The sequence below is a fragment of the Micromonospora sp. NPDC048907 genome (genome assembly GCF_055586885.1).
Genome location: NZ_JBVJHI010000004.1, coordinates 232,795 through 253,385 on the forward strand (window position 1 = coordinate 232,795; position 20,591 = coordinate 253,385).

A 20,591-nucleotide genomic window follows, 5' to 3' on the forward strand; every position below is an offset into this window, starting at 1 on the left:
GGAGTGAGCCGGGTCTGCGAGCCCCGCAGTCGCGAACCGAGGTGGCACAGTGAGCGCGAGGAGTGAGCCGGGTCTGCGAGCCCCGCAGTCGCGAACCGAGGTGGCACAGTGAGCGCGAGGAGTGAGCCGGGTCTGCGAGCCCCGCAGTCGCGAACCGGGGTGGCGCGGTGACCGTCCGCGTGGTGGTCGCCGACGACCAGGACCTGATCCGTGCCGGGCTCGCCATGGTCATCGACGCCCGGCCCGACCTGACCGTCGTCGGCGAGGCCGCCGACGGCGTCGAGGCGGTGGCGGTGGCGAACCGGACCCGCCCCGACGTGGTGCTGATGGACGTGCGGATGCCGCGGCTGGACGGCATCGCCGCCACCCGGGAGCTGGTGTCCGGCGGCAACCCCGCCCGGGTGGTCATGCTCACCACCTTCGACCTCGACGAGCACGTGTACGCGGCGCTGCGCGCCGGCGCGAGCGCCTTCCTGCTCAAGGACACCCGCCCGGCCGACCTGGCCGAGGCGGTGCGGGTGGTGGCCCGGGGCGAGGCGCTGCTGGCGCCGACGGTGACCCGCCGGCTGCTCGACCGGTTCGCCGACCGGCTGCCCGGCGCGCCCGCCGACCGGGGGCGGCTCGCCACGCTCACCGCCCGGGAGGTGGAGGTGCTGACGCTCGCCGCACGCGCACTGTCCAATGCGGAGATCGCCGAACGGTTGTTCCTCAGCACCGCCACGGTGAAAACCCACATCTCCGCCATCCTCACCAAACTCGGCCTGCGCGACCGGATCCAGGCGGTGGTGTTCGCCTACGACGTGGGTCTGGCCCGCCCCGAGCCACCGCCCCGCTGACGGCGCCGCAGGCCGGGCGCAGCGGCGCAGGCGGGGCCGAACCGGACAGACGCGCCGGCGCCGCCGGGACCGGGACGCCCCACGCAGCCCGGGACGCCCCGCGCCGCCCGGCTGCCCGGGCTGGGCGGGCATGTCCGTCGGACCCGGGAGCGACCGGGAACACGTGACGGCAACGAAGATTTCTCAATTACGCCGAGTGACCGCCGCAACCCTCCTAGTGTTGGCCACACCGGTGCTAGTCACGGAGTTGGCCACCCGAACGGCGTCCCACGCAGACAGCGGACGAAAAGTGAGGGAAGACGCGGATGAAGGCAAAGACAGTTCTCGGATCGGCGGCGGTCGGCGTGGGCCTCGGCACACTGCTGCTCCCGGCCGCCGCCCTCGCGGACACCACCGTCTCACCGGCCACCACCCCGGTCGGCGGGACCGTCGTGCTCACCACGACGTGCAACCCGAAGGCGGGCGACGCGCTCTTCCGCGTCACCGGCCCGAACCGGGACCAGAACGTCAGATCCACCACGGCCGCGGCGGGCGGCGGGCTGAGCGCCGAGCTCTTCACCGCCGGGTTCACGCTCGGCACGTACACGGTCACCGCCACCTGCGGCGACGGCAGCAACGGCGGCACGGCCAGCTTCACCGTCACCCCGATCGGCGGCGCGCAGGCCGGCGCCGGCGGCCGGGACGGCGACACCGGCGTGCTGGTCGCGGGCGGCGCGCTGGCCGCCGCGGCGGTCGCCGGCGGGACGTACGTGATGGTGCGCCGCCGCCGGCGCGCGAACGCCGTCGCCTGACGGCCCGCCACACCATCCCTGGGCGGGTGCCCGCGCCGGTCCGACCGGCGCGGGCGCCGCGTCCACGACGGACGGAGGTGGGACCCTGTCGTCGCAGCGCCACCCCGCGGACGGGCGGTCGAGAGCCCGCACCGCCGTCATCGTCGCCGCGGTCACCCTGGCGGGCGCCACCGGCGCCGGGCTGGTCGCCGCCGGCCTCGGCACCACCTCGGACCCGCCGCCCCAGCCGGGCGCCTCGGCCGCGCCGACCGCCGAGCGCTCCGGGGCGGCCGGACCGGTGCTCCCCCGCTCGGAGCCGCTCCGCGTCGCCATTCCCCGGATCGGCGTCGACGCCGACATCGTTCCGGTCGCCACCGACGCCAACGGCGCGCTGGAGGTGCCGCCGCTGGACCATCCGGAGATCGCCGGCTGGTACCGCCGCGGCCCCACCCCCGGCGAGGCCGGCAACGCCGTACTGGTCGGGCACGTCGACTCGCTGCGCGGTCCCGCCGTGTTCTTCGACCTCGGCCGGCTGCGCCCCGGCGACACCGTCGAGGTCACCCGGGCCGACGGCCGGGTCGCGGTGTTCACCGTGGACGGCGTCGGCGCGTACCCGAAGGAGCGCTTCCCCACCGAGCGGGTGTACGGCGGTGGCGCCGAGGCACGCCTGCGGCTGATCACCTGCGGCGGCCGGTTCGACCCGCGCACCGGCAGCTACCCGGACAACATCGTGGTCTTCGCCACCGCCGCCCGCTGACGCGGGCCGGACACCGCCGCGGGGCCCGAAGGCCGTACCGTAGGCCGTCAGTTCCTGGGCGGCGGAGGTGCGCGGTGGGCCGGTCGGCGACACGGACCCGGTGGGGTGGACGGCTGATGCCCGGTCTCCTGACCCGCCTGCTCGGCCGCACCGACGAGGCCGCCGGGCCGGTGCCGCGCCGCGCCAACCCGGACGCCGTGGTGGACTGCGCGATCTACGTGGCCGGCCGGCGGGAGCCGGGCCGCCCGCACTACGCCGACGCGTACGAGCGGGCCCGCCGCACCCGGCGGGCGTTCGTCTGGCTCGGGCTGCACGAGCCGGGCGCCGCCGTGATGGCCGCGGTCGGGCGGACCTTCGGGCTGGACGAGCTGGCCGTGGCGCAGGCCCTCGCCGACGGGCACCGGCCCACCGTCCAGCGGCACGGCGACGTGACGCTGCTGGTGCTGCGCACCGCGGGCTACGTCGAGCACACCGAGCTGACCGCCACCTCCGAGGTGATCGACACCGGCGACGTGATGGTGTTCCTCGGCGACCGGTTCGCGCTCACCGTCCGCCACGGCGCGACGGGCGCGCTGAGCCCGGTGCGGGAGGACGTGCAGCGCCGGCCGGGCCTGCTGTCCGAGGGACCGTGGGCGGTGGCGTACGCGGTCTGCGCCCGGATGGTCGACCTCTACCTGGAGGTCGCCGGGCACCTGGAGCGGGACCTGGAGCGCGTCGAGGAGACCGTCTTCGCCCGCGACCGGGACGCCGACATCCAGCACATCTACCAGCTCAAGCGGGAGGTGGTGGAGTTCAAGCGGGCGGTGCTGCCGTTGCAGGCGCCGCTGCGCGCGCTGCTGGAGCAGCGGGGCGAGGGCCCGCCGCCGGGGCTGCACCGCTGGTTCGCCGACGTGGAGAGCCGGCTCACCCGGGCGGTGGACCGGATCGGCTCGTACGACGACCTGCTCAACTCGATCCTCCAGTCCCGGCTGGCGCAGCTGGCCGTCGAGCAGAACAACGACATGCGCAAGATCGCGGCCTGGGCGGCGATCGCCGCGACGCAGACCGCGGTGGCCGGCGTCTACGGGATGAACTTCGCGCACATGCCGGAGCTGGGCTGGCGCTACGGCTACGCGGGGGCGCTGCTGCTCATGGCGACGGCCGCGGTCACCCTGCACCGGCTGTTCCGGCGCTCCGGCTGGCTCTGAGCGGTCAGGGCCGGTCCAGGTCGGACAGTTCGGCGTCGAGCAGCTCGGCGAGGAGGGCCACCCGCCCCGGGTCGGACTGGGCCGTGATGCCCCGGCTGGGCATCTCCACGGTCATCAGCAGGTAGAGGTGCAGCCGGTAGAGCCCCAGCCGGCGGCGCGCCCCGGCGTCCAGCGGGAACGGCGCGGCCGCCCGGTAGGCCCGCACGAGGGGGTCGTCGGGTTCGTCCTCGGCGCGCCGGAACAGCAGTGGCGACACCAGGTCCAGCAGCGGGTCGCCCCAGAGGTGGCGCTCGCCGTCGACGAGCCCGGTGAGCCGGGGCGTCCCGTCGGGATCGTCGAGGGCGAGGACGTTGCCGGCCCAGCCGTCGAAGTGCAGCAGCGCCGGGCGGCGTACCGCGTCGAAGACGGCGGCGTGCCGGTCGACCAGCTCGCGGATGCGGGCCGCCGGGACGGGCAGCGGCACCGCCCAGTCCGCCGCGTCGGCGAGCAGGTCGTCGATCATGGCGGTGTAGGCGCCGCGCCAGGTGGGGGCGCCGGCCCGGCCGCCGTCGTAGCCGAAGCGGTCGCCGGTGACGCCGTGCAGCGTGGCCAGCGCGCGGCCGAACTCGGCCCGGACGCCGGCCACCTCGGCGCCGGCCCGGGTCAGGTCCCACAGGGTGCGGCCGGGCAGCAGGCCGGTGAGCAGCCAGTCGCCGAGCACCGGGTCACGGCCGTGGTGCAGCAGGGGCGGCACGGGCACGGCGGGCGCCCGCGCGGCGACCAGCCGCAGGTAGCGCGCCTCCGCGCCGATCATGTCCCGCTCGTAGCGCAGCAGCGGCACGTGCGGCGGCGGGCCCACCTTGAGCGCCACGGCCCGCCCGTCGTCGAGGGTCGCCCACCAGACGGCGGCGAACCCGCCGCCGGTCAGCGGCCCGCAGTCGGTCACCCCGGGCGTGGGGCCGAGCGAGGCCGCCACGTAGCGCCGGACCTGATCCGGGTCGAGGAGGCGCTGGGTCGGGCTCATGTCCCGCACCACGCTAGCGGCCGCGGCGGGACGGCGCTGTCCCCGAAACCGCCCGTGGCGGATTTCGTAGGCTGGCGCGCATGATGTGGCGGCGGTACGTGGCGATCGGCGACAGCACCACCGAGGGCCTGGACGACCCGGACGGGGCGGGCGGCTACCGGGGCTGGGCCGACCGGTTCGCCCTCGCGGTGGCCCGCGCCCAGGGCGGCCTGGAATACGCCAACCTCGCGATCCGCGGCCGCACCACCGCACGGATCCGGAGCGAGCAGCTGCCGGTGGCGCTGGAGCTGGCCCCCGACCTGGCGACCGTGGTGGCCGGCATGAACGACGTGCTGCGCCCGTCGTTCGACGCCGACCGGGTGGTCGAGGACGTGCGTGCCATGCAGCGCGCGCTGGTCGGCCAGGGCGCCACGGTGCTCACCTTCACCCTGCCCGACCCGGCGCCGGTGATGCCGCTGGCCCGCCCGCTGCGCGGCCGGGTGCTGGCGCTCAACGAGGCGGTCCGGGCGGCCACCGCCGAGACCGGGGCCACCCTGCTCGACCTGGGCGCGCACCCGGTGGCCTCGGACCCCCGGCTGTGGAGCGACGACCGGCTGCACGCCAACTCGGCCGGCCACGAGCGGATCGCCGCGGCGCTCGCGCACACCGCCGGCCTGCCGGGGTACGACGACTCGTGGTCGCACCCGCTGCCGGTGGCCGCCCGCCGTCCCCGGCGGGAGGCGGTCCGCGCCGAGCTGGCCTGGACCCGGCGGCACCTGCTGCCCTGGCTGGGCCGGCACCTGCGCGGGCGCTCCTCCGGCGACGACCGGGTGGCGAAGCGGCCGGTGCCGCTGCCGGTGGAGCTGCCCGCGTCCTGAGACGCCCGATCAGCCGGCCGCCGGCGCCGGTGCCGGTCGGCCCGCGCCCCGCACCGCCGGGCCGACGGCGGTCGCCGCGGTGGCGTAGAGGGCGGCGAAGGCCAGCCAGCCCGGTCCGCCCCCCTCGACGATCAGCCAGGTCAGCAGCACCGGGCCGAGCATCCGGGCCAGCGGCACGCCGGCGCCGAAGAACCCCTGGTAGAGGCCGTGCCGGTCGGCCGGGGCCAGGTCAAAGCTGAGCTGCCAGGCGCCGGCGCCGTGCGCCATCTCGGCGTACACCTGGGCGCCCGCGCCGAGCAGCAGCAGCGCCGCGGCGGGCCACGGCCCGGTGGCGGTGGCCGACAGGGCGAAGAGCACGCAGGCGACGACCATGGCCGCGCCGGCCCGGCGCAGCGCGCGCACCGCGCCGGCCGGGTCGGTCACCCGCCGGGCCACCCGCACCTGGGCGAGCATCACCGCCGCCGTGTTGACCACCAGCAGGGCCGCCGCGAGCCAGGCCGGCGCCGCGGTGCGCCGGGCCACCCAGAGCGGCAGCACGAGACTGAGCAGCGGCAGGTACAGCATGAGGACCGCGTTCAGGGCGGTGAGCAGCGCGTACCGCCGGTCCCGGAGCACCGCGAGGCGCCCGCCGGTCGCCGCGGCCGGGGCCGCCGGGCCGCGCCGGGCGGGCAGCCGCCGCAGCAGCACGGCGGTGGTCAGGAAGGCCGCCGCGTCGAGCAGGAGCACCGACCGGTACGCCCCGGCGGTGTGCGCCCAGAGCGCCAGGCCGCCGAGCGCCGCGCCCAGGCCGAGCCCGGCGTTGGCCACCGACTGCAACCGCGCCCGCACCGCGGTCCGCAGGTCGGGTTCGACCAGCCGGGCCAGCAGCGCCTGCCGCACCGCCGCCAGCGCGGTCTGGCAGCCGGCGTAGAGGCAGGCCACCAGGACGAAGCCGACGGGCTGGCGGACCAGCAGGAAGGCGGCGACCGCCAGCGCGGTGGCGGCGGCCAGCCCGACGGCGACCCGGCGGGCGTCGCGCCGGTCGGCGGCGTGACCGGCCGGCACGCCGGCGAGCAGGCCGACCGCCCAGCCGGCGGAGAGCCCGAGCCCGACCTGGCCGGGTGACAGGCCCACCACCTGCGTGAAGTAGAGCGCGGAGGTGACGAGGAAGGCGCCGTCGCCGACCGAGTTGGCCAGCTGGGCCAGGGCGAGCGACCGGGCCGGACCGGGCGCGGGAAGCAGGCGGCCGGACACGGTCAGCGCTCGACCGGCCGGCGGGTCCGCGCCCGCTTCAGCTCGAAGAACCCGTCGGTGCCGGAGACCAGCAGCACGCCGTCCCAGAGCCGGCCGGCGTCCTCGCCCCGCGGGATGGGGGCCACCACCGGCCCGAAGAAGGCGTTCAGCCGCCCGTCGGCGCCGGTGACGTGGATGGTCGGCGTGCCGAGGTCCTCGCCGACGGGGGTCAGCCCGGCCTGGTGGCTGGCCCGCAGGGCCTCGTCGTGGTCGGTGGTGTCCGCGGCGTCGGCCAGGTCGACGGGCAGGCCGACCTCGGTCAGCGCCGCCACGTAGAGTTCCCGGCCGATGGGGGCGCGCTCGTGGTGGATCCGCTCGCCCAGCGCCGTGTAGAGGTCGCGCAGCACCTCCGGGCCGCACTTCTGTGCGGCGGCCACGCAGACCCGGACCGGCCCCAGGCCCGGCTTCAGCCACTCCCGGTACCACTCCTCCAACCCCTCGCGCCCCTCGTTGAGCAGGGACAGGCTCATCACGTGGAAGCGGAGCCGGACCTCCCGGACCCGCTCCACCTCCAGCAGCCAGCGGGAGGCGTTCCAGGCCCACGGGCAGCGCGGGTCGAACCACATGTCAACGGTCGTCATGGTCGTCCAGGTCCTCTCGTTCGCTCGTGCCGATCCCACGCTAGACGGGCGATCGGCCCATCGGCAGTGCCGATCCACGCACGTTTCATTGGGCCAATCCATCGCGGGTTTGACCACCGGCGCGGCGGGAAGACACGCGCGCCGCGCGGGCCGGCCGGCCCGACGTCGCCGGACGCACCCGTCCGGGCCGCGGCGGACCGCGAGGAGGACCGATGGCCCAGGCGGCCACCAGACCGAGCAGCGCCAGGAAGGCCACCGGGGCCCGCAAGGCCCCGATGCCGAACAAGGCGGCGGCGAAGAAGGTCGCGACCGCCACCAAGCGGGCGACCGGGGCCACCGCCGCCAAGACCCCCGGCGGGAAGGCGACCCCGACCACCGCGCGGGTGGCCCGGAAGAAGGCCACATCGGCCACCACCGCCACACCCACCCGCCGGCCCACCGCCAAGGCTGTCGCCGCGAAGAAGACCACCACGGCGGCGAAGAAGGCCCCCGCCACCAAGGCCGCGGCCAAGAAGGCGCCCGCCAGGAAGGCCGTCGCCAAGACGGCGCCCGGCACCAGGAGGACGGTCAAGAAGGCAGCGGCCACCCGGACCACGGCGAAGAAGGCGCCGGCCGCCAAGGGCACGGCCCGCGCGGCCACCGCCAGGAAGGCCGCCGCCGGCGCCAAGGCCCAGCGGGTCGCCGCGACGCGCACGCCGGCGAAGAAGGCGACCACCATGGAGTCGTTCGGCACCCGGCGGACGGCCCGGACGAGCGGCCGGTGACCCGTCGGCGAGAATGACCCGGTGGCGAAACGCGGTGCCCGCCGGAGCGCGGCCGACCCGACCAGCGGGCCCTGTCCGTGCGGCTCCGGCCTGCCGTACGCCGACTGCTGCGGCCCGATCCACCGGGGCGTCGCGGCGGCGGCGACCGCCGAGGCGCTGATGCGCTCCCGGTACAGCGCCTTCGTGGTGGGCGACGCCGGGTACCTGCTGCGTACCTGGCACCCGACCACCCGACCACGCCGGCTGGAGCTGGACCCGGGCACCCGGTGGACCCGGCTGGAGGTGCTCGACACCGGCCGGGGCGGAATGTTCGACACCGAGGGCACGGTCCGGTTCCGGGCGCACTACCGGGAGGCCGGCCGGCCCGGCACGGTGGCCGAGCACAGCCGGTTCGTCCGGGACGACGGCCGCTGGGTCTACCTGGACGCGCTACCCGACTGACCGCCGGCCGGCGGGGGACTCGCCCCGCCGGTGGGCGGACGCCGGTCAGGCGCCGGCGACCCCGGCGCGTACCGGCAGGCGGAGCCGGGTGACCGCCGCCCGGACCAGCTCGTCCGGTGGCGCCGCCACCTGCAGCACCACGCCCGCCTCGTCCGGCTCCAGGTGCTCCAGGATGGCCCGCTGCGAGTCCAGCAGGCTGGCCGGCATGTAGTGCCCCACCCGCCGGTCCAGCCGGTCCCGGATCAGCTCGGCGGCCCCGTCCAGGTGCAGGAACTCGACCTCCGCCGGCCCCTGCCGCAGCACGTCCCGGTACGCGCGCTTCAGCGCCGAGCAGCTCAGCACCGTGGAGACCCCCTCGGCGTGCCGGTCGGCCATCCACCCGGCCAGGGCGCGCAGCCAGGGCCAGCGGTCCGCGTCGTCGAGCGGTACGCCGGCCCGCATCCGGGCCACGTTGGCGGCCGGGTGGAACTCGTCGGCCTCGGCGAACCGCAGGCCGGTCAGCTCGCTGATGCCGCGGGCCACCGTCGTCTTGCCCGCGCCGGACACGCCCATCACCACGACGTGCCGGGTGGGCGGCCGGTCACCAGTCATGGACGGTGCCGTCCTTGAGCCGGTTGAACGGCAGGTACGCCGGCTGGTACGGGAACTTGGCGGCGGCCGCCTCGTCGAGTTCCACACCGAGGCCGGGCTGCTCCCCCGGGTGCAGGTACCCGTCGGTGAAGGTGAACGACTGGCGGAACACCTCGTTGGTGAGCGCCCCGTGCCGCATGTACTCCTGGATGCCGAAGTTGTGGATGGCCAGGTCCAGGTGGAGCGCGGCGGCCATGCCGACCGGCGAGATGTCGGTGGGGCCGTGGATGCCGGACTTGATCTGGTACTGGGCCGCGAAGTCGAGCAGCTTGCGCATGGCGGTGATGCCGCCGGTGTGGGTGACCGCGGACCGGACGTAGTCGATGAGCTGGTCGCGGATCAGCGTCTGGTAGTCCCACACGGTGTTGAAGACCTCGCCGATGGCCAGCGGGGTGGTGGTGTGCTGGCGGACCAGCCGCAGCGCCTCCTGGTTCTCCGCCGGGGTGCAGTCCTCCAGCCAGAACAGGTCGTACGGCTCCAGCGCCTTGCCCAGCTTGGCGGCCTGGATGGGGGTCATCCGGTGGTGCCCGTCGTGCAGCAGCGGCAGCTCCGGGCCGAACTCGTTGCGGACCGCCTCGAACACGGCGGGCAGGTGCCGCAGGTAGGCGCGGGTGTCCCAGTCCTCCTCGGCGGGCAGCGGGATGCGCTGGGCCGGCTCGTAGTCGTACCGCCTGCCGTCGGCGCTGGGCTGCGCGGCCACCCCGTAGACGGCGTTGATGCCGGGCACCGCGGTCTGCACCCGGATGGACCGGTAGCCCAGCTCGAGGTGGTGGCGGATCGAGTCGAACAGCTCGGGCAGGTCCCGCCCGGAGGCGTGCCCGTACGCCATGATGCCGGTGCGCGACGCGCCGCCGAGGAGCTGGTAGAGCGGCATCCCGGCGGCCTTGGCCTTGATGTCCCAGAGCGCCACGTCCACGGCGGCGATGGCGGCCATGGTGACCGGCCCCCGCCGCCAGTAGGCCGACCGGTAGAGGAACTGCCAGGTGTCCTCGATCCGGTGCGGGTCCCGCCCGATGAGCAGGGGGACGACGTGGTCGGCCAGGTAGGACGCCACGGACAGTTCCCGCCCGTTGAGGGTGCCGTCCCCCAGTCCGGTCAGCCCTTCGTCAGTGGTGATCCTGAGGGTGACGAAGTTGCGGTCGGGGCTGGAGACGATGACGTCCGCTGCGACGATCTTCACGCGGGTGCCTTTCTTCGGGTGGGGGTCAGCGAATGGTGTCGCCGGGTTGCCAGGAGTCCAGGAGGGACAGCTCCTCGCGGCGCGGCAGGCCCTCCCAGTCGCCGTGCCCGGCGACGGCGAAGGCGCCGAGGGTGACCGCGCGGCGCAGCCGCCCGGCCAGGTCGAGCCCGTCCAGGTGGCCGGAGAGGTAGCCGGCCGTGAAGGCGTCCCCCGCGCCGACCGTGTCCACCGCCGTCACGGGCAGGGCCGCCGCGTGCCGGCAGCCGTCCCGGGTGTACGCGCGGGCACCGTCGCCGCCGAGCTTCACCAGCACGGTCGACACGCCCCGGTCCAGCAGCCCGGCCACCACGGTCTGCTCGTCCGCGCCCGGCGCGCCGACCAGATCCAACTCGTCCGCGGAGGCCACGACGACCGCGGCGTAGCCGGCGAGCGGGGTGAGCACGGCCCGGGCCGCGTCCCGGCTCCACAGCTTCGTGCGGTGGTTGACGTCGAGGCAGACCAGCGCACCGGCCCGGGCGGCGGCCTGCGCCGCCCACGTCGTGGCCTCCCGGGCGGTGTCCGACAGCGCCGGAGTGATCCCGGTCAGGTGCAGCACGCGGGCGCCGGCGGCCACGGCGGCGCGCAGGTCGTCGACGCAGAGCGCCGAGCCGGCCGAGCCGGACCGCTGGTAGCTGACGCGGATCAGGTCGGCAGTGCGCCGCTCCAGGAACATCAGCCCGGCCGAGCGCCGCGGGTCGCGGGTCACGTGGGTGACATCCACGCTCTCGGCCCGCAGCTGGCGCAGCAGGAACCCGCCCAGCTCGTCGTCGCTGACCCGCCCGACGAAGGCCGCGCGGTGGCCGAGCCGGGACACGCCGACGGCCACGTTGCACTCCGCGCCCGCCAGGTGCGGGGTGAGCGGGCCGCCGGCCGCGAGCGGCCCGGACGAGCGCAGCGAGACCAGCGCCTCGCCGAACGTGAGCAGGTCGACGCCGCTCATGCCACGGCGGCCAGGTAGGCGCGGGCCCGTTCGCGCAGGGCGGCCAGGTCGCCGCCGGAGGCGGCGTCGCCGACCAGCGGCCCGCCCACGCCGACGGCGATCGCCCCGGCGGCGAAGTACCTGGGCAGGTCGGTCAGGCCGACGCCGCCGACCGCGACGAACGGAATGTCCGGGAACGGGTCGCGCACCGCCTTCAGGTACGCCGGACCCCCCACCGACGCCGGGAACAGCTTGATCGCCGACGCGCCCATCCGCATCGCGGTGTACGCCTCGGTCGGGGTGAACGCCCCGGCGGCGACCGGCAGCCCGCGCCGCGCCGCCTCGGGGATCGACTCGACCACGGCCGGCGTCACCACGAACTGCGCGCCCGCGGCGGCCACGTCGGCGACGTCGGCGGCGGTGAGCACGGTCCCGGCGCCGACCAGGGACCCGGCGGGCGCGGCGGCGCACAGGGCCTCGATGGCGGACGCCGCGTGCGGGGTGGTGAGGGCCACCTCGACGATGCGTACGCCCTCTGCCAGCAGGGCGGTGCCGGCGGCGATCGCACCGGCGGCGTCGGTGCCGCGGATGACCGCGAGCATCCGGGCGGCGGCGAGTTCGGCGGTGAGGTTGACGGTCATGTGATCACCATTCCGCGTAGGAGCCGTCGCGGTGCCGCCAGGTGGGGCTGCGCCAGGCGTGGCCGCGCTTGTCCGCCGCCCGCACCGCGTCTTCGTCGATCTCGATGCCGAGGCCGGGCCCGGTGAGCCGCTCGACGTAGCCGTCGACGAAGGTCAGCGGCTTCTTGTCGAGGCAGTAGTCGAGCACCTCGGCGCCGAGGTTGTAGTGGATGCCGATGCTCTGTTCCTGGATCAGGTAGTTCGGCGTGGCGAAGCCGACCTGCAGGCAGGCGGCCAGGGCGATCGGGCCGAGCGGGCAGTGCGGGGCGAGCTGCACGTCGTACACCTCGGCGAGCGCGGCGATCTTGCGGACCTCGGTGATGCCACCCGCGTGGGAGAGGTCCGGCTGGGCGACCGCGATGCCGGCCTGGAGCACCGGCAGGAACTCCTGCCGGTTGTAGAGCCGCTCGCCGGTGGACACCGGGGTGCTGGTGGCCCGCACCAGCTCACCGATGAGGTGGGAGTTCTCCGGGACGACCGGCTCCTCCAGGAAGAACGGCCGGTAGGGCTCGAGCAGCGGGGCGACCCGGCGGGCGGTGGCGAGGCTGAACCGGCCGTGGAAGTCGACCGCCACGTCGCGCTGCTCACCGAGCACCTCGCGGGCCGCGGCCACCCGCCGGACGACGCCGTCGAGTTCGGCCACCGAGGCGACCGGGCTCATCCGGCCCGAGGCGTTCATCTTCACCGCGGTGAGGCCCGACTCGACGGCGGCGCTGATCTGGTCGCGGACCTCGCTGGGCTCGTCGCCGCCGACCCAGCCGTACACCCGGATCCGGTCCCGGACCGGACCGCCGAGCAACTGGTGCACCGGGGCGCCGAAGTGCTTGCCGGCGATGTCCCAGAGCGCCTGGTCGAGGCCCGCCACGGCGCTGGCCAGGATCGGCCCGCCCCGGTAGAACGAGCCCTTGGTCATGACCTGCCAGTGGTCCTCGATGCGCAGCGCGTCCCGGCCGATCAGCAGTTCGCTGAGCTGCTCGACGGCGGTCCGGACGGTCTCCGAGCGCCCCTCGCAGGTCGCCTCGCCCCAGCCGACGACACCGCTGTCGGTCTCGACGCGGACGAAGAGCCAGCGGGGTGCGACCAGGAAGGTCTCGATGCGCGCGATGGTCGTCATGCCGCTCAGCCCTTCGTGGCGCCGGCGGTCAGACCGGAGACGATGTACCGCTGCACGAACAGGGCGATCACCATGATCGGCAGGGTGACCACGGTGGCCGCGGCCATCAGGCCGCCCCAGTCGATGCTGGCGTAGCCGACGAAGTCGAAGATCGCCACGGGCAGGGTCTTGGTGTCCGCGCCGGAGAGCACCAGGGCGAACATGAAGTTGTTCCAGGAGAAGATGAAGGACAAGATCCCGGCGGTGGCGACGCCCGGCACGGACAGCGGCAGGGTGATCCGGCGGAACGCGCCGATGTGGGTCAGCCCGTCGACCAGCGCCGCCTCTTCCAGGTCCTGGGGCAGGCTGTCGAAGAAGCCCATCATGATGTAGACGATCAACGGCAGCGACACGAACATGTGGCTGAGGATCAGCACCGTGTAGCCGCCGACCATCTGCAGGTTCGAGAAGACGTAGTACCAGGGCACCAGGAGCGAGACGCCGGGGATGACCCGGGCCATGAGCACGACGAGAGCGGACTTCTTCATGTTGAAGCGGCTCATCGAGTACGCGGCGGGCACCCCGAGGATGAGGGAGAGCACCGTGGCGGCGAACGCCACCCAGAGGCTGTTGCCGATGAACTGGACGTAGTTCGCCTGCTGGAGGACGGTGTGGTAGTTGCCCAGGGTGGGCGAGAAGGCGAACGCCTTGTCGGTGTCGTAGATGTCGACGTTCGTCTTGAACGACGCGGAAACCATCCAGAGCAGCGGCGCGATCAGCGAGATCACCACAACGGCCAGCGCCAGCGCCCGGAACACCTTGAACGGCCGGCTCGGGTTCATCGCTCCAGCCCCTTCTTGCGGTAGGTCAGGGCCCACATCACCCCGATGATGATCAGGAAGAAGATGATGAGGACCGTCGATGAGACGCCGTAGTCGTTGTAGTCGAAGCTGAGGCCGTACGCGTAGACGTTGAGGGTCTCGACCTCGTGGAACGACCCGCCGCCGCGGCCCTTGGTGGCGTAGAGGATGTCGAAGGTCTTCAGCGCGTCGATGCCGCGCAGCAGGATCGCGACGATGACGGTGGGCATCAGCAGCGGCAGCGTGACGTGCCGGAACCGCTGCCAGGTGCTGGCGCCGTCGATCAGGGCCGCCTCCTGCGGCTCGTCGGAGAGCGACGTCAGGCCGGCGAGCAGGATCAGCACGACCATCGGGGTCCACTGCCAGATGTCGATGAACATCGTCGTGGGCAGGGCCGAACTCTGGCCGGCCAGCCAGGGCTGGGGACCGATGCCGAACCAGCCGAGCAGCTGGTTCGCCATCCCGATGTTGGGGTCGAAGATCAGCCGCCACATCATGCCGACCGCGACCGGGGTGGCCACCAGCGGCAGCAGGATGGCGACCCGGACCCACTTCTCACCGCGGAACGGCCGCCACAGCAGCAGGGCGATCGCCATGCCGAGCACGACCTCGACGAGGAGCACGATCCCGGTGAAGTAGACGGTGCGCCACACCGCCGGCCAGAACCGGTCGGTGTCGCTGAGCACGTCGAGGTAATTCTGGAACCCGATGAACTGGCTCTCAGCCCGTACCGAGCCCTCGGCGTCGGTCAGGCTGAGGTACCCGGTCCAGGCGACCGGGAAGATGATCAGCACGGCGACGAACGCCATGGCGGGTGCCGCGAAGAGCCACTTGCGGTGCGCGTTGGCCCAGCGCGACCAGGCCGACTCGGCCGCGTCCGTCGGGCGGGCGCCGGGCGATCTGGTGACGGGGGTGGTGACGGCTGACATGAGGACTCCGGGGGTTCAGGGCCAGGGCCGCGTCCGCGGGGTGGCGGGACCGGACGGCCCGCCACCCCGCGATCGGGCTACTTCGCCTCGTCGTCGAGGAACTTCTGGAACGCCTCGTTCGCCGCGTCCGCCGAGGCGGCCGCGTCCTTGCCGGTGATCCCGTCGACGATCGGCTGGCCGACGATCTCGCGCGCCTGGGCGACCTTCACGACCAGTGGACGGTCGTGGCCGACGCCGCCGGCGTTGCCGGCCACGGTGGCCTCGGCGAGGTCCTTCGGGTAGGTGGAGATGCCTTCCGGGTTGGCCCAGACCGAGGCACGGGCGCCGGGGACGCCCGCCTTCTGCTGCTCCAGGGACTGCTCCTTGCCGGCCGCCCACTGGATGAACTTCCAGGCGTTGTCCTTGTTCTTCGACGCGTCGTTGATGCCGAGCGCCCAGGACGGGACGTTGTACGGCTTCGAGCCGGCCGGGCCGGCCGGGAAGGCCGCGAAGCCGACGGCGTCGGAGACCTTCGACTTGGCCGGGTCGGTGGCGTTCTTGTAGAGCGAGTTGGCCTCGGTGTAGAAGGCCGCCTTGCCCTGGGTGAAGATGGCCATCGCCTCGGACCAGCTCATGTCGGTGCTGATGTTCTTCGGGCCGTGCTCGCGCAGCAGCCCGCCGTAGTAGGCGTACGCCTGCTTGGCCTGGTCGGTGTTGACCGATGCCTTGCCGTTGGCGTCGACGAACTCGCCGCCGAAGCTGTACAGGAAGCTGGAGAACTGGGTGACGGCGGCCGACTTACCGGTGCGGGACACGAAGCCCGCCACGCCCGGGTTGTCCGCCTCGACCTTCGCCGCCTGCGCCTTGAGCTCGTCCAGGGTCTTCGGCGGGGCGGTGAAGCCGGACTTCTCCAGCAGGTCCTTGCGGTAGTAGAGGACCTCCGACTCGGTGATGATCGGCGCGCCGACCACCTTGTCCTCGTACGTGGTCGCCTGCACCGGGCCGGGCTGGAAGTCCTTGAAGTCGAAGGCGCTGTCGGACTTGGTCCGCTCGGTCAGGTCGGCGAGGTACTTGTTCTTGGCGAACAGCTTCCCCTCCTGCAGCGGCCGGTACATCATCACGTCGATGTCGCTGGACCCGGCGTTCAGCTTGACGTTGTACTGGTCGGAGAGCTGGTCCTCACCGAGCTGGGTGACCTCGACCTTGAGACCCGTCTGCTTCTCGAACTCCGGCAGGGCCTTCTTGATGTTCTCCGTCCAGACGTGGTTCACCAGCGTCACGCGCAGGGTCTTCGACCCGCTGCCGCCACCGTCGCCCCCGCCGCCGCAGGCGGCCAGGCCCATGGCGGCGACGACTGCCAGGGAAGTGCCGATTATCGCTCGACGTCGCACGCTTATCTCTCCTTCAGTCCCGGTCGCTGCCCGCGCGGAGCGGCGCTACCTCGCGGTTTACATCCGCTTAACGTCGGGATGCTAGGCCGATAAAGCAGATTTATTCAAGGGGTTGATCCAAATGATACGATCCGCGGCGTGGAACCCCACCCCTCCGAGGGCACGACCGCCCAACACGCCCGCGCCGAAGCAGGGCTGCACGCACGCGTCCTCGAACACCTCGGCACCGCCATCTGCGGGGGCGAATTCGCCCCGGGCGCGGTCCTCAACATCGACGAACTCGTCGACCGGTACGAGGTGTCCCGCTCGGTGATCCGCGAGGTGCTGCGGGTGCTGGCGTCGATCGGGTTCATCGAGACCCGTCGACGGGTCGGGGTGACCATCCGCCCGGCCCACGACTGGAACGTCTTCGACCCGCAGGTGATCCGCTGGCGGCTCGCCTCGGAGAGCCGGATCGTCCAGCTCCGGTCGATCACCGAGCTGCGCACCGCCATCGAGCCCCATGCCGCCCTGCTCGCCGCCGACCGGGCCGGTCACGAGGAGGCGAGCGATCTCGTCGGGCTCGCGGCGAAGATGTGGGCCGCCGGCAAGGCCGGCGACGAGGAGCGGTTCCTACGCCTCGACATCGAGTTCCATCGGCGGGTGCTGCTCGCCTCCGGCAACGAGATGTTCGTCCGGTTGCAGGACCTGGTCGCCGAGGTGCTCACCGGCCGGCACAAGCACCACCTCATGCCGCACCACCCGCACGAGCGGGCGCTGCACCTGCACGCCGAGGTCGCCCAGGCGATCCAGCGCCACGACGGCGAGCGCGCGCGGAGTGCGATGGTGCAGCTCATGGAACAGGCGTTCGACGAGATGAAGTCGATCTGGGAGCAGATTTCCGAACCCGTCCCGGGCCTCCGCCAGGCGGACTGACCGCGCTCCGGTCAACCCGCCGGCACGCGACCTCGGCCCGGCGATGGAGCCGGGCCGTGCGGCGCGGGTGCCGGGCCGGTCAGGGCGTGCGGGGCACCGGCTGGGCCAGCGCCCCGATCTCCCGCGGCAGCTGGGCCAGGGCGTGCTCGAACTCGACGTGCCCGACCACCCGGTGCAGGGTCTGCAACACCGCCCGCGCGCCACGCTCGGCCAGGTCCGGCGCGGTACCGGCGCGGTCGGCCACCCGGCGCAGGAACTCGTCGTACCCGAACACCTGCGGCTCCTCGGGACGGGCCCGGGCCAGCAGCGGGCGCAGTTCGTGCGCCACGTGGTCGGCCAGGTCCGCCGCCTCGCCGCCGCTGATCCGCTCGGCGAGGGTGCGCAGGGTGGCCTCGGTCAGGGATCGCGCGGTGTCGGCCGGGACGCCCGCCCGCTCGGCCACCTTCGCCACGAACTCCAGCTCCGCCATCGTTCGGTCCTTCCGTCCTGGAGACCGCGTGGCTACCCGCAGGCGACCACCACAAACGAGCGCCGCCCGGGCGAAAGCCCGGAAACCGGCGTCGGACCGGACCGCGACGGCCAGGATCGGGACGTGGCCGCCAGGATGCCGACGCTCGTGCCGCCGATGCTCGCCGGGCTCGGCGCGCTGCCCACCGGGCCCGGCTGGGGCTACGAGTTCAAGTGGGACGGCGTGCGGGCGGTCGCGTACGTCAACCGGGGGCTGCGGCTGCTCAGCCGCAACGACCGGGACGTCACCCGGGCGTACCCGGAGCTGGGTGAGCTCGCCGACCTCCTGGCCGGCCGGCGGGCGGTGCTCGACGGCGAGATCGTGGCCCTCGACGCCGGCGGCCGGCCCAGCTTCTCCGCGCTCCAGCGGCGGATGCACGTCCGGGCGCCGGCCGCCGCGCTGGTCGCCTCGACCCCGGTCCGGTACTACCTGTTCGACCTGCTGCACCTCGACGGTCGGGACACCACGGTCCTGCCCTACACCGAGCGGCGCGCCGCGCTGGAGGGGCTGGGGCTCAGCGGCGAGACCGTCGAGACGCCGCCCTACTGGACCGGCGAGGCCGGCCGGGACCTGGCCACGGCGGCGGCCGACCTCGGACTCGAAGGGGTCGTCGCCAAGCAGCTCCGGTCGCCGTACGAGCCGGGCCGCCGGGGCGCGGCGTGGGTCAAGGTGCCGCTCAACGAGACCGTCGAGGTGATCGTGGGCGGCTGGAAGCCGGGCTCCGGTCGGCGGTCCGGCGCCATCGGCTCGCTGCTGCTCGGCTCGTACGACGAGCACGACCGGCTGCACTACATCGGGCAGGTGGGCACCGGCTTCACCCAGGCCGCGCTGCGGGACCTGGCCGGGCGCCTGGAGCCGCTGACCCGGCCCGACCCGCCCTTCGGCGTCCCGGTGCCGCGCGAGCAGGCCCGGCACGCCGTCTGGGTCGACCCGGTGCTGGTCGGGGACGTCACCTTCCGGTCGTGGACGCCCGACGGCCGGCTGCGCCACCCCTCCTGGAAGGGCCTGCGCAGCGACCGCGATCCGGCCGAGATCCGGCTGCGGCGGTGAGCCGGGGGCCGGCGTGGCCGGTCCCGCCGGGGCGCCGTCAGGCCAGGGCGCGCGCCGCGCCGACGATGGCGTACGCGCCGATGCCCGCCCGGTCCATCTGCTGGGCCGGGGTGCCGGAACCGGGCAGCCCGCGTACGGCCAGGTGGCTGACCCGCACCGGCTCGGCCAGGTCGGCCAGCTCCTCCAGCACGGCGGAGCCCAGCCCGCCCTGCGGGTAGTGGTCCTCGACCACCACCAACCGGCCTCCGGTGTCCCGCACGGCGTCGAGCAGGCGCTGCCGGTCGACGGGTTTCACCGAGTACAGGTCGATCACCCGGGCGTCGATGCCCTCGCGGGCCAGCTCCTCGGCGGCCGCGAGGCAGTTGTGCACGGTCACCCCGGCGCCGATGAGCGCCACGTCGGTCCCGTCGCGCAGCAGCTTGCTGCCGCCGACCGGGAACTCCTCCGCGTTGTCGTAGAGCACCGGGTACTTGCCGCGGGTCGTGCGCAGGTAGCTGACGCCCTCCCGGTCTACCATGGCGGCGACGAGGGCCGCGCAGGAGACGGCGTCGCTCGGGTAGAGCACTGTCGACCCGTGCACGGCGCGCAGGGCGGCGAGGTCCTCCAGCCCCATCTGGGAGGGGCCGTCCGGGCCGATCTCCACGCCGGCGTGCGAGCCGGCGAGGGCGATGTCGGCCCGCGAGATGCCGGCCATCCGGATGAAGTCGTAGGCGCGGGACAGGAACGCGGCGAAGGTGGCCGCGAACGGCCGGTAACCACGGACCCGCAGGCCCACCGCGGCGGCGACCAGCTGCTGCTCGGCGATGAACATCTCGAAGAACCGGTCCGGGTACGCCTCTGCGAACTTGTCCGCCCGGGTCGAGTCGCTGACCTCGCCGTCGAGGACCACCACGTCCGGCCGGACGCCCAGCGCGCGCAGCGCGTCCCCGTACGCGTTGCGGGTGGCCACCTTCGTCCCCTTCTCGTAGCGGGGCAGCTCCGGCGGCGTGGCGGCGGGGGTGGGGGCCGGCGGCGCGGCGGGAGGCCGCGGCCCGGCGACCCGGATCTGCCGCACCCCGCCGAGGGCCTGGACGGCCCGCTCGGCCTGGTCCGCTTCGAGGGCCTTGCCGTGCCAGTCCGGCCGGTTCTCGATCTCCGGCACGCCCTTGCCCTTGACCGTCCGGGCCAGCACCACCGTCGGGCCGGTCGTCTCCCGGGCCTGCCCGAACGCCTCGTCGATCGCGGCCAGGTCGTGCCCGTCGACGACGATGGGGTGGCAGCCGAACGCCTCGACGCGCCGGCGGTAGGTGTCCAGGTCCCACTCCAGCTCGGTGGGGCCCCGCTGGCCGAACCGGTTCACGTCCACGATCACGGTGAGGTTGCGCAGCCCGAAGTGGCCGGCCTTGTCCAGCGCCTCCCAGATGGAGCCCTCGGCCGTCTCGCTGTCGCCGCAGAGCACCCAGACGTGGAACGGCAGCTTGTCCAGGTACTGCCCGGCCAGGGCGACGCCGACGCCGACCGGCAGCCCCTGGCCGAGGGAGCCGGTCGCGGTGTCCACCCAGGGCAGGACCGGGGTGGGATGACCCTGGAGGCGGGAGCCCGACTGGCGGTAGCAGTCCAGCAGCTCCTGCTCGCTGATCGCGCCGGTCGCTCGGAAGACCGCGTACAGCAGCGGCGACGCGTGGCCCTTGGAGAAGATCAGGTGGTCGTTGGCCCGGTTGCCCGGGTAGGACCAGTCGTAGCGCAGGTGGCGGGAGATCAGCACCGCGAGCAGGTCGGCCGCGGACAGGCTCGACGTGGGGTGGCCCGAGCCGGCCCGGGTGCTGCACCGGATCGAGTCGATCCGGAGCTGCGCGGCGAGGTCCGCCAGCCCGGCCAGCTCCTCGTCGCGCAGGGTGCGCTCTGCTTCCATCGTCACGCCGCGTCGCCTCCGTCCGGACCGGCCCAGCGCCGGTCGCCCAGGCCGCGCCC

22 protein-coding genes are annotated in these 20,591 nt (G+C 74.2%); 9 read left to right on the forward strand and 13 right to left on the reverse strand.

The window, feature by feature from the left end; translation table 11 throughout:
- The first annotated feature begins 167 nt into the window (after positions 1 to 167).
- The 4 genes from ACZ6PY_RS15110 to ACZ6PY_RS15125 all read left to right on the forward strand — a co-directional run bounded on the left by ACZ6PY_RS15110 (position 168) and on the right by ACZ6PY_RS15125 (position 3,550).
- Positions 168 to 836: a response regulator gene (locus tag ACZ6PY_RS15110; RefSeq protein WP_466072505.1), complete on the forward strand. Its 669-nt coding sequence runs from the start codon at positions 168 to 170 to the stop codon at positions 834 to 836.
- 305 nt (positions 837 to 1,141) lie between these two features.
- Positions 1,142 to 1,627 (forward strand): hypothetical protein, encoded by a 486-nt coding sequence (locus tag ACZ6PY_RS15115; protein WP_313720268.1) that lies wholly within the window; start codon positions 1,142 to 1,144, stop codon positions 1,625 to 1,627.
- Positions 1,628 to 1,712: 85 nt separating this feature from the next.
- Positions 1,713 to 2,363 carry a class F sortase gene (locus ACZ6PY_RS15120; protein WP_466073550.1) on the forward strand — a complete coding sequence of 217 codons (651 nt, stop codon included), beginning with the start codon at positions 1,713 to 1,715 and terminating at the stop codon, positions 2,361 to 2,363.
- Between the two features lie 116 nt (positions 2,364 to 2,479).
- A complete protein-coding gene (locus tag ACZ6PY_RS15125) occupies positions 2,480 to 3,550 on the forward strand; it encodes a magnesium and cobalt transport protein CorA (RefSeq protein ID WP_466072507.1) in 1,071 nt (356 codons plus the stop codon).
- Between the two features lie 4 nt (positions 3,551 to 3,554).
- Here ACZ6PY_RS15125 and ACZ6PY_RS15130 read toward each other — a convergent pair whose 3' ends face one another.
- Positions 3,555 to 4,553: a phosphotransferase family protein gene (locus ACZ6PY_RS15130; protein ID WP_466072509.1), complete on the reverse strand. Its 999-nt coding sequence runs from the start codon at positions 4,551 to 4,553 to the stop codon at positions 3,555 to 3,557.
- An 80-nt stretch (positions 4,554 to 4,633) separates the two neighbouring features.
- Here ACZ6PY_RS15130 and ACZ6PY_RS15135 point away from each other — a divergent pair, with 80 nt between their 5' ends.
- Positions 4,634 to 5,410: an SGNH/GDSL hydrolase family protein gene (locus ACZ6PY_RS15135; protein WP_466072511.1), complete on the forward strand. Its 777-nt coding sequence runs from the start codon at positions 4,634 to 4,636 to the stop codon at positions 5,408 to 5,410.
- A gap of 9 nt (positions 5,411 to 5,419) precedes the next feature.
- On the opposite strand, the gene ACZ6PY_RS15140 is transcribed toward ACZ6PY_RS15135, so the two are convergent.
- Both ACZ6PY_RS15140 and ACZ6PY_RS15145 read right to left on the reverse strand, forming a co-directional pair.
- Positions 5,420 to 6,643: an MFS transporter gene (locus ACZ6PY_RS15140; RefSeq protein WP_466072513.1), complete on the reverse strand. Its 1,224-nt coding sequence runs from the start codon at positions 6,641 to 6,643 to the stop codon at positions 5,420 to 5,422.
- A gap of 2 nt (positions 6,644 to 6,645) precedes the next feature.
- Complete coding sequence (locus ACZ6PY_RS15145; RefSeq protein ID WP_466072515.1) at positions 6,646 to 7,263, reverse strand: mycothiol-dependent nitroreductase Rv2466c family protein; 618 nt, start codon at positions 7,261 to 7,263, stop codon at positions 6,646 to 6,648.
- 212 nt (positions 7,264 to 7,475) lie between these two features.
- Here ACZ6PY_RS15145 and ACZ6PY_RS15150 point away from each other — a divergent pair, with 212 nt between their 5' ends.
- Both ACZ6PY_RS15150 and ACZ6PY_RS15155 read left to right on the forward strand, forming a co-directional pair.
- Positions 7,476 to 8,027 carry a histone H1 gene (locus ACZ6PY_RS15150; RefSeq protein WP_466072517.1) on the forward strand — a complete coding sequence of 184 codons (552 nt, stop codon included), beginning with the start codon at positions 7,476 to 7,478 and terminating at the stop codon, positions 8,025 to 8,027.
- A gap of 21 nt (positions 8,028 to 8,048) precedes the next feature.
- Positions 8,049 to 8,468 (forward strand): YchJ family protein, encoded by a 420-nt coding sequence (locus ACZ6PY_RS15155; RefSeq protein WP_466072519.1) that lies wholly within the window; start codon positions 8,049 to 8,051, stop codon positions 8,466 to 8,468.
- A 45-nt stretch (positions 8,469 to 8,513) separates the two neighbouring features.
- Here the strand turns inward: ACZ6PY_RS15155 and ACZ6PY_RS15160 are convergent, their stop codons facing one another.
- From ACZ6PY_RS15160 to ACZ6PY_RS15195, 8 genes are all read right to left on the reverse strand, one after another.
- Positions 8,514 to 9,059 (reverse strand): gluconokinase, encoded by a 546-nt coding sequence (locus ACZ6PY_RS15160; RefSeq protein WP_466072521.1) that lies wholly within the window; start codon positions 9,057 to 9,059, stop codon positions 8,514 to 8,516.
- Positions 9,049 to 10,278, reverse strand: a complete 1,230-nt coding sequence (gene manD, locus ACZ6PY_RS15165) for a D-mannonate dehydratase ManD (RefSeq protein WP_466072523.1) — start codon at positions 10,276 to 10,278, stop codon at positions 9,049 to 9,051. Before manD ends, ACZ6PY_RS15160 begins: the two co-directional genes overlap by 11 nt.
- 25 nt (positions 10,279 to 10,303) lie before the next feature.
- Complete coding sequence (locus tag ACZ6PY_RS15170; RefSeq protein WP_466072525.1) at positions 10,304 to 11,257, reverse strand: sugar kinase; 954 nt, start codon at positions 11,255 to 11,257, stop codon at positions 10,304 to 10,306.
- Positions 11,254 to 11,877, reverse strand: coding sequence for a bifunctional 4-hydroxy-2-oxoglutarate aldolase/2-dehydro-3-deoxy-phosphogluconate aldolase (locus ACZ6PY_RS15175; RefSeq protein WP_466072526.1), 624 nt, complete (start codon positions 11,875 to 11,877; stop codon positions 11,254 to 11,256). The genes ACZ6PY_RS15170 and ACZ6PY_RS15175 overlap by 4 nt, the downstream gene beginning before the upstream one ends.
- 4 nt (positions 11,878 to 11,881) lie before the next feature.
- The gene (gene dgoD, locus ACZ6PY_RS15180; protein ID WP_466072528.1) at positions 11,882 to 13,030 is read right to left on the reverse strand and encodes a galactonate dehydratase; all 1,149 of its coding nucleotides are present in this window, start codon (positions 13,028 to 13,030) and stop codon (positions 11,882 to 11,884) included.
- A 5-nt stretch (positions 13,031 to 13,035) separates the two neighbouring features.
- Positions 13,036 to 13,851 (reverse strand): carbohydrate ABC transporter permease, encoded by an 816-nt coding sequence (locus ACZ6PY_RS15185; RefSeq protein ID WP_466072529.1) that lies wholly within the window; start codon positions 13,849 to 13,851, stop codon positions 13,036 to 13,038.
- Positions 13,848 to 14,798 carry a carbohydrate ABC transporter permease gene (locus ACZ6PY_RS15190; protein ID WP_466072531.1) on the reverse strand — a complete coding sequence of 317 codons (951 nt, stop codon included), beginning with the start codon at positions 14,796 to 14,798 and terminating at the stop codon, positions 13,848 to 13,850. The genes ACZ6PY_RS15185 and ACZ6PY_RS15190 overlap by 4 nt, the downstream gene beginning before the upstream one ends.
- Positions 14,799 to 14,875: 77 nt before the next feature.
- Positions 14,876 to 16,168 (reverse strand): ABC transporter substrate-binding protein, encoded by a 1,293-nt coding sequence (locus ACZ6PY_RS15195; RefSeq protein WP_466072533.1) that lies wholly within the window; start codon positions 16,166 to 16,168, stop codon positions 14,876 to 14,878.
- Between the two features lie 138 nt (positions 16,169 to 16,306).
- On the opposite strand from ACZ6PY_RS15195, the gene ACZ6PY_RS15200 reads away from it, so the two are divergent.
- Positions 16,307 to 17,083 carry a FadR/GntR family transcriptional regulator gene (locus tag ACZ6PY_RS15200; protein ID WP_466072535.1) on the forward strand — a complete coding sequence of 259 codons (777 nt, stop codon included), beginning with the start codon at positions 16,307 to 16,309 and terminating at the stop codon, positions 17,081 to 17,083.
- Positions 17,084 to 17,162: 79 nt separating this feature from the next.
- On the opposite strand, the gene ACZ6PY_RS15205 is transcribed toward ACZ6PY_RS15200, so the two are convergent.
- Complete coding sequence (locus ACZ6PY_RS15205) at positions 17,163 to 17,552, reverse strand: DUF2267 domain-containing protein (RefSeq protein ID WP_466072536.1); 390 nt, start codon at positions 17,550 to 17,552, stop codon at positions 17,163 to 17,165.
- Between the two features lie 123 nt (positions 17,553 to 17,675).
- Here ACZ6PY_RS15205 and ligD point away from each other — a divergent pair, with 123 nt between their 5' ends.
- Entirely contained in the window at positions 17,676 to 18,641 is a 966-nt protein-coding gene (gene ligD / locus ACZ6PY_RS15210) for a non-homologous end-joining DNA ligase (protein ID WP_466072538.1), read from the forward strand.
- A 37-nt stretch (positions 18,642 to 18,678) separates the two neighbouring features.
- On the opposite strand, the gene ACZ6PY_RS15215 is transcribed toward ligD, so the two are convergent.
- A complete protein-coding gene (locus ACZ6PY_RS15215) occupies positions 18,679 to 20,532 on the reverse strand; it encodes a transketolase (protein WP_466073552.1) in 1,854 nt (617 codons plus the stop codon).
- Positions 20,533 to 20,591: the final 59 nt, after the last annotated feature.

What these genes read in the sequence shown, in the direction of transcription:
- ACZ6PY_RS15170 (WP_466072525.1), bottom strand. Translation starts at nt 11,257, where the DNA reads ATGAGCGGCGTCGACCTGCTCACGTTCGGCGAGGCGCTGGTCTCGCTG.
- ACZ6PY_RS15185 (WP_466072529.1), bottom strand. Translation starts at nt 13,851, where the DNA reads ATGAACCCGAGCCGGCCGTTCAAGGTGTTCCGGGCGCTGGCGCTGGCC.
- ACZ6PY_RS15115 (WP_313720268.1), top strand. Translation starts at nt 1,142, where the DNA reads ATGAAGGCAAAGACAGTTCTCGGATCGGCGGCGGTCGGCGTGGGCCTC.
- ACZ6PY_RS15215 (WP_466073552.1), bottom strand. Translation starts at nt 20,532, where the DNA reads ATGGAAGCAGAGCGCACCCTGCGCGACGAGGAGCTGGCCGGGCTGGCG.
- ACZ6PY_RS15205 (WP_466072536.1), bottom strand. Translation starts at nt 17,552, where the DNA reads ATGGCGGAGCTGGAGTTCGTGGCGAAGGTGGCCGAGCGGGCGGGCGTC.
- ACZ6PY_RS15125 (WP_466072507.1), top strand. Translation starts at nt 2,480, where the DNA reads ATGCCCGGTCTCCTGACCCGCCTGCTCGGCCGCACCGACGAGGCCGCC.
- ACZ6PY_RS15145 (WP_466072515.1), bottom strand. Translation starts at nt 7,263, where the DNA reads ATGACGACCGTTGACATGTGGTTCGACCCGCGCTGCCCGTGGGCCTGG.
- ACZ6PY_RS15190 (WP_466072531.1), bottom strand. Translation starts at nt 14,798, where the DNA reads ATGTCAGCCGTCACCACCCCCGTCACCAGATCGCCCGGCGCCCGCCCG.
- ACZ6PY_RS15175 (WP_466072526.1), bottom strand. Translation starts at nt 11,877, where the DNA reads ATGACCGTCAACCTCACCGCCGAACTCGCCGCCGCCCGGATGCTCGCG.
- dgoD (WP_466072528.1), bottom strand. Translation starts at nt 13,030, where the DNA reads ATGACGACCATCGCGCGCATCGAGACCTTCCTGGTCGCACCCCGCTGG.
- ACZ6PY_RS15135 (WP_466072511.1), top strand. Translation starts at nt 4,634, where the DNA reads ATGATGTGGCGGCGGTACGTGGCGATCGGCGACAGCACCACCGAGGGC.
- ACZ6PY_RS15130 (WP_466072509.1), bottom strand. Translation starts at nt 4,553, where the DNA reads ATGAGCCCGACCCAGCGCCTCCTCGACCCGGATCAGGTCCGGCGCTAC.
- ACZ6PY_RS15160 (WP_466072521.1), bottom strand. Translation starts at nt 9,059, where the DNA reads ATGACTGGTGACCGGCCGCCCACCCGGCACGTCGTGGTGATGGGCGTG.
- ACZ6PY_RS15150 (WP_466072517.1), top strand. Translation starts at nt 7,476, where the DNA reads ATGGCCCAGGCGGCCACCAGACCGAGCAGCGCCAGGAAGGCCACCGGG.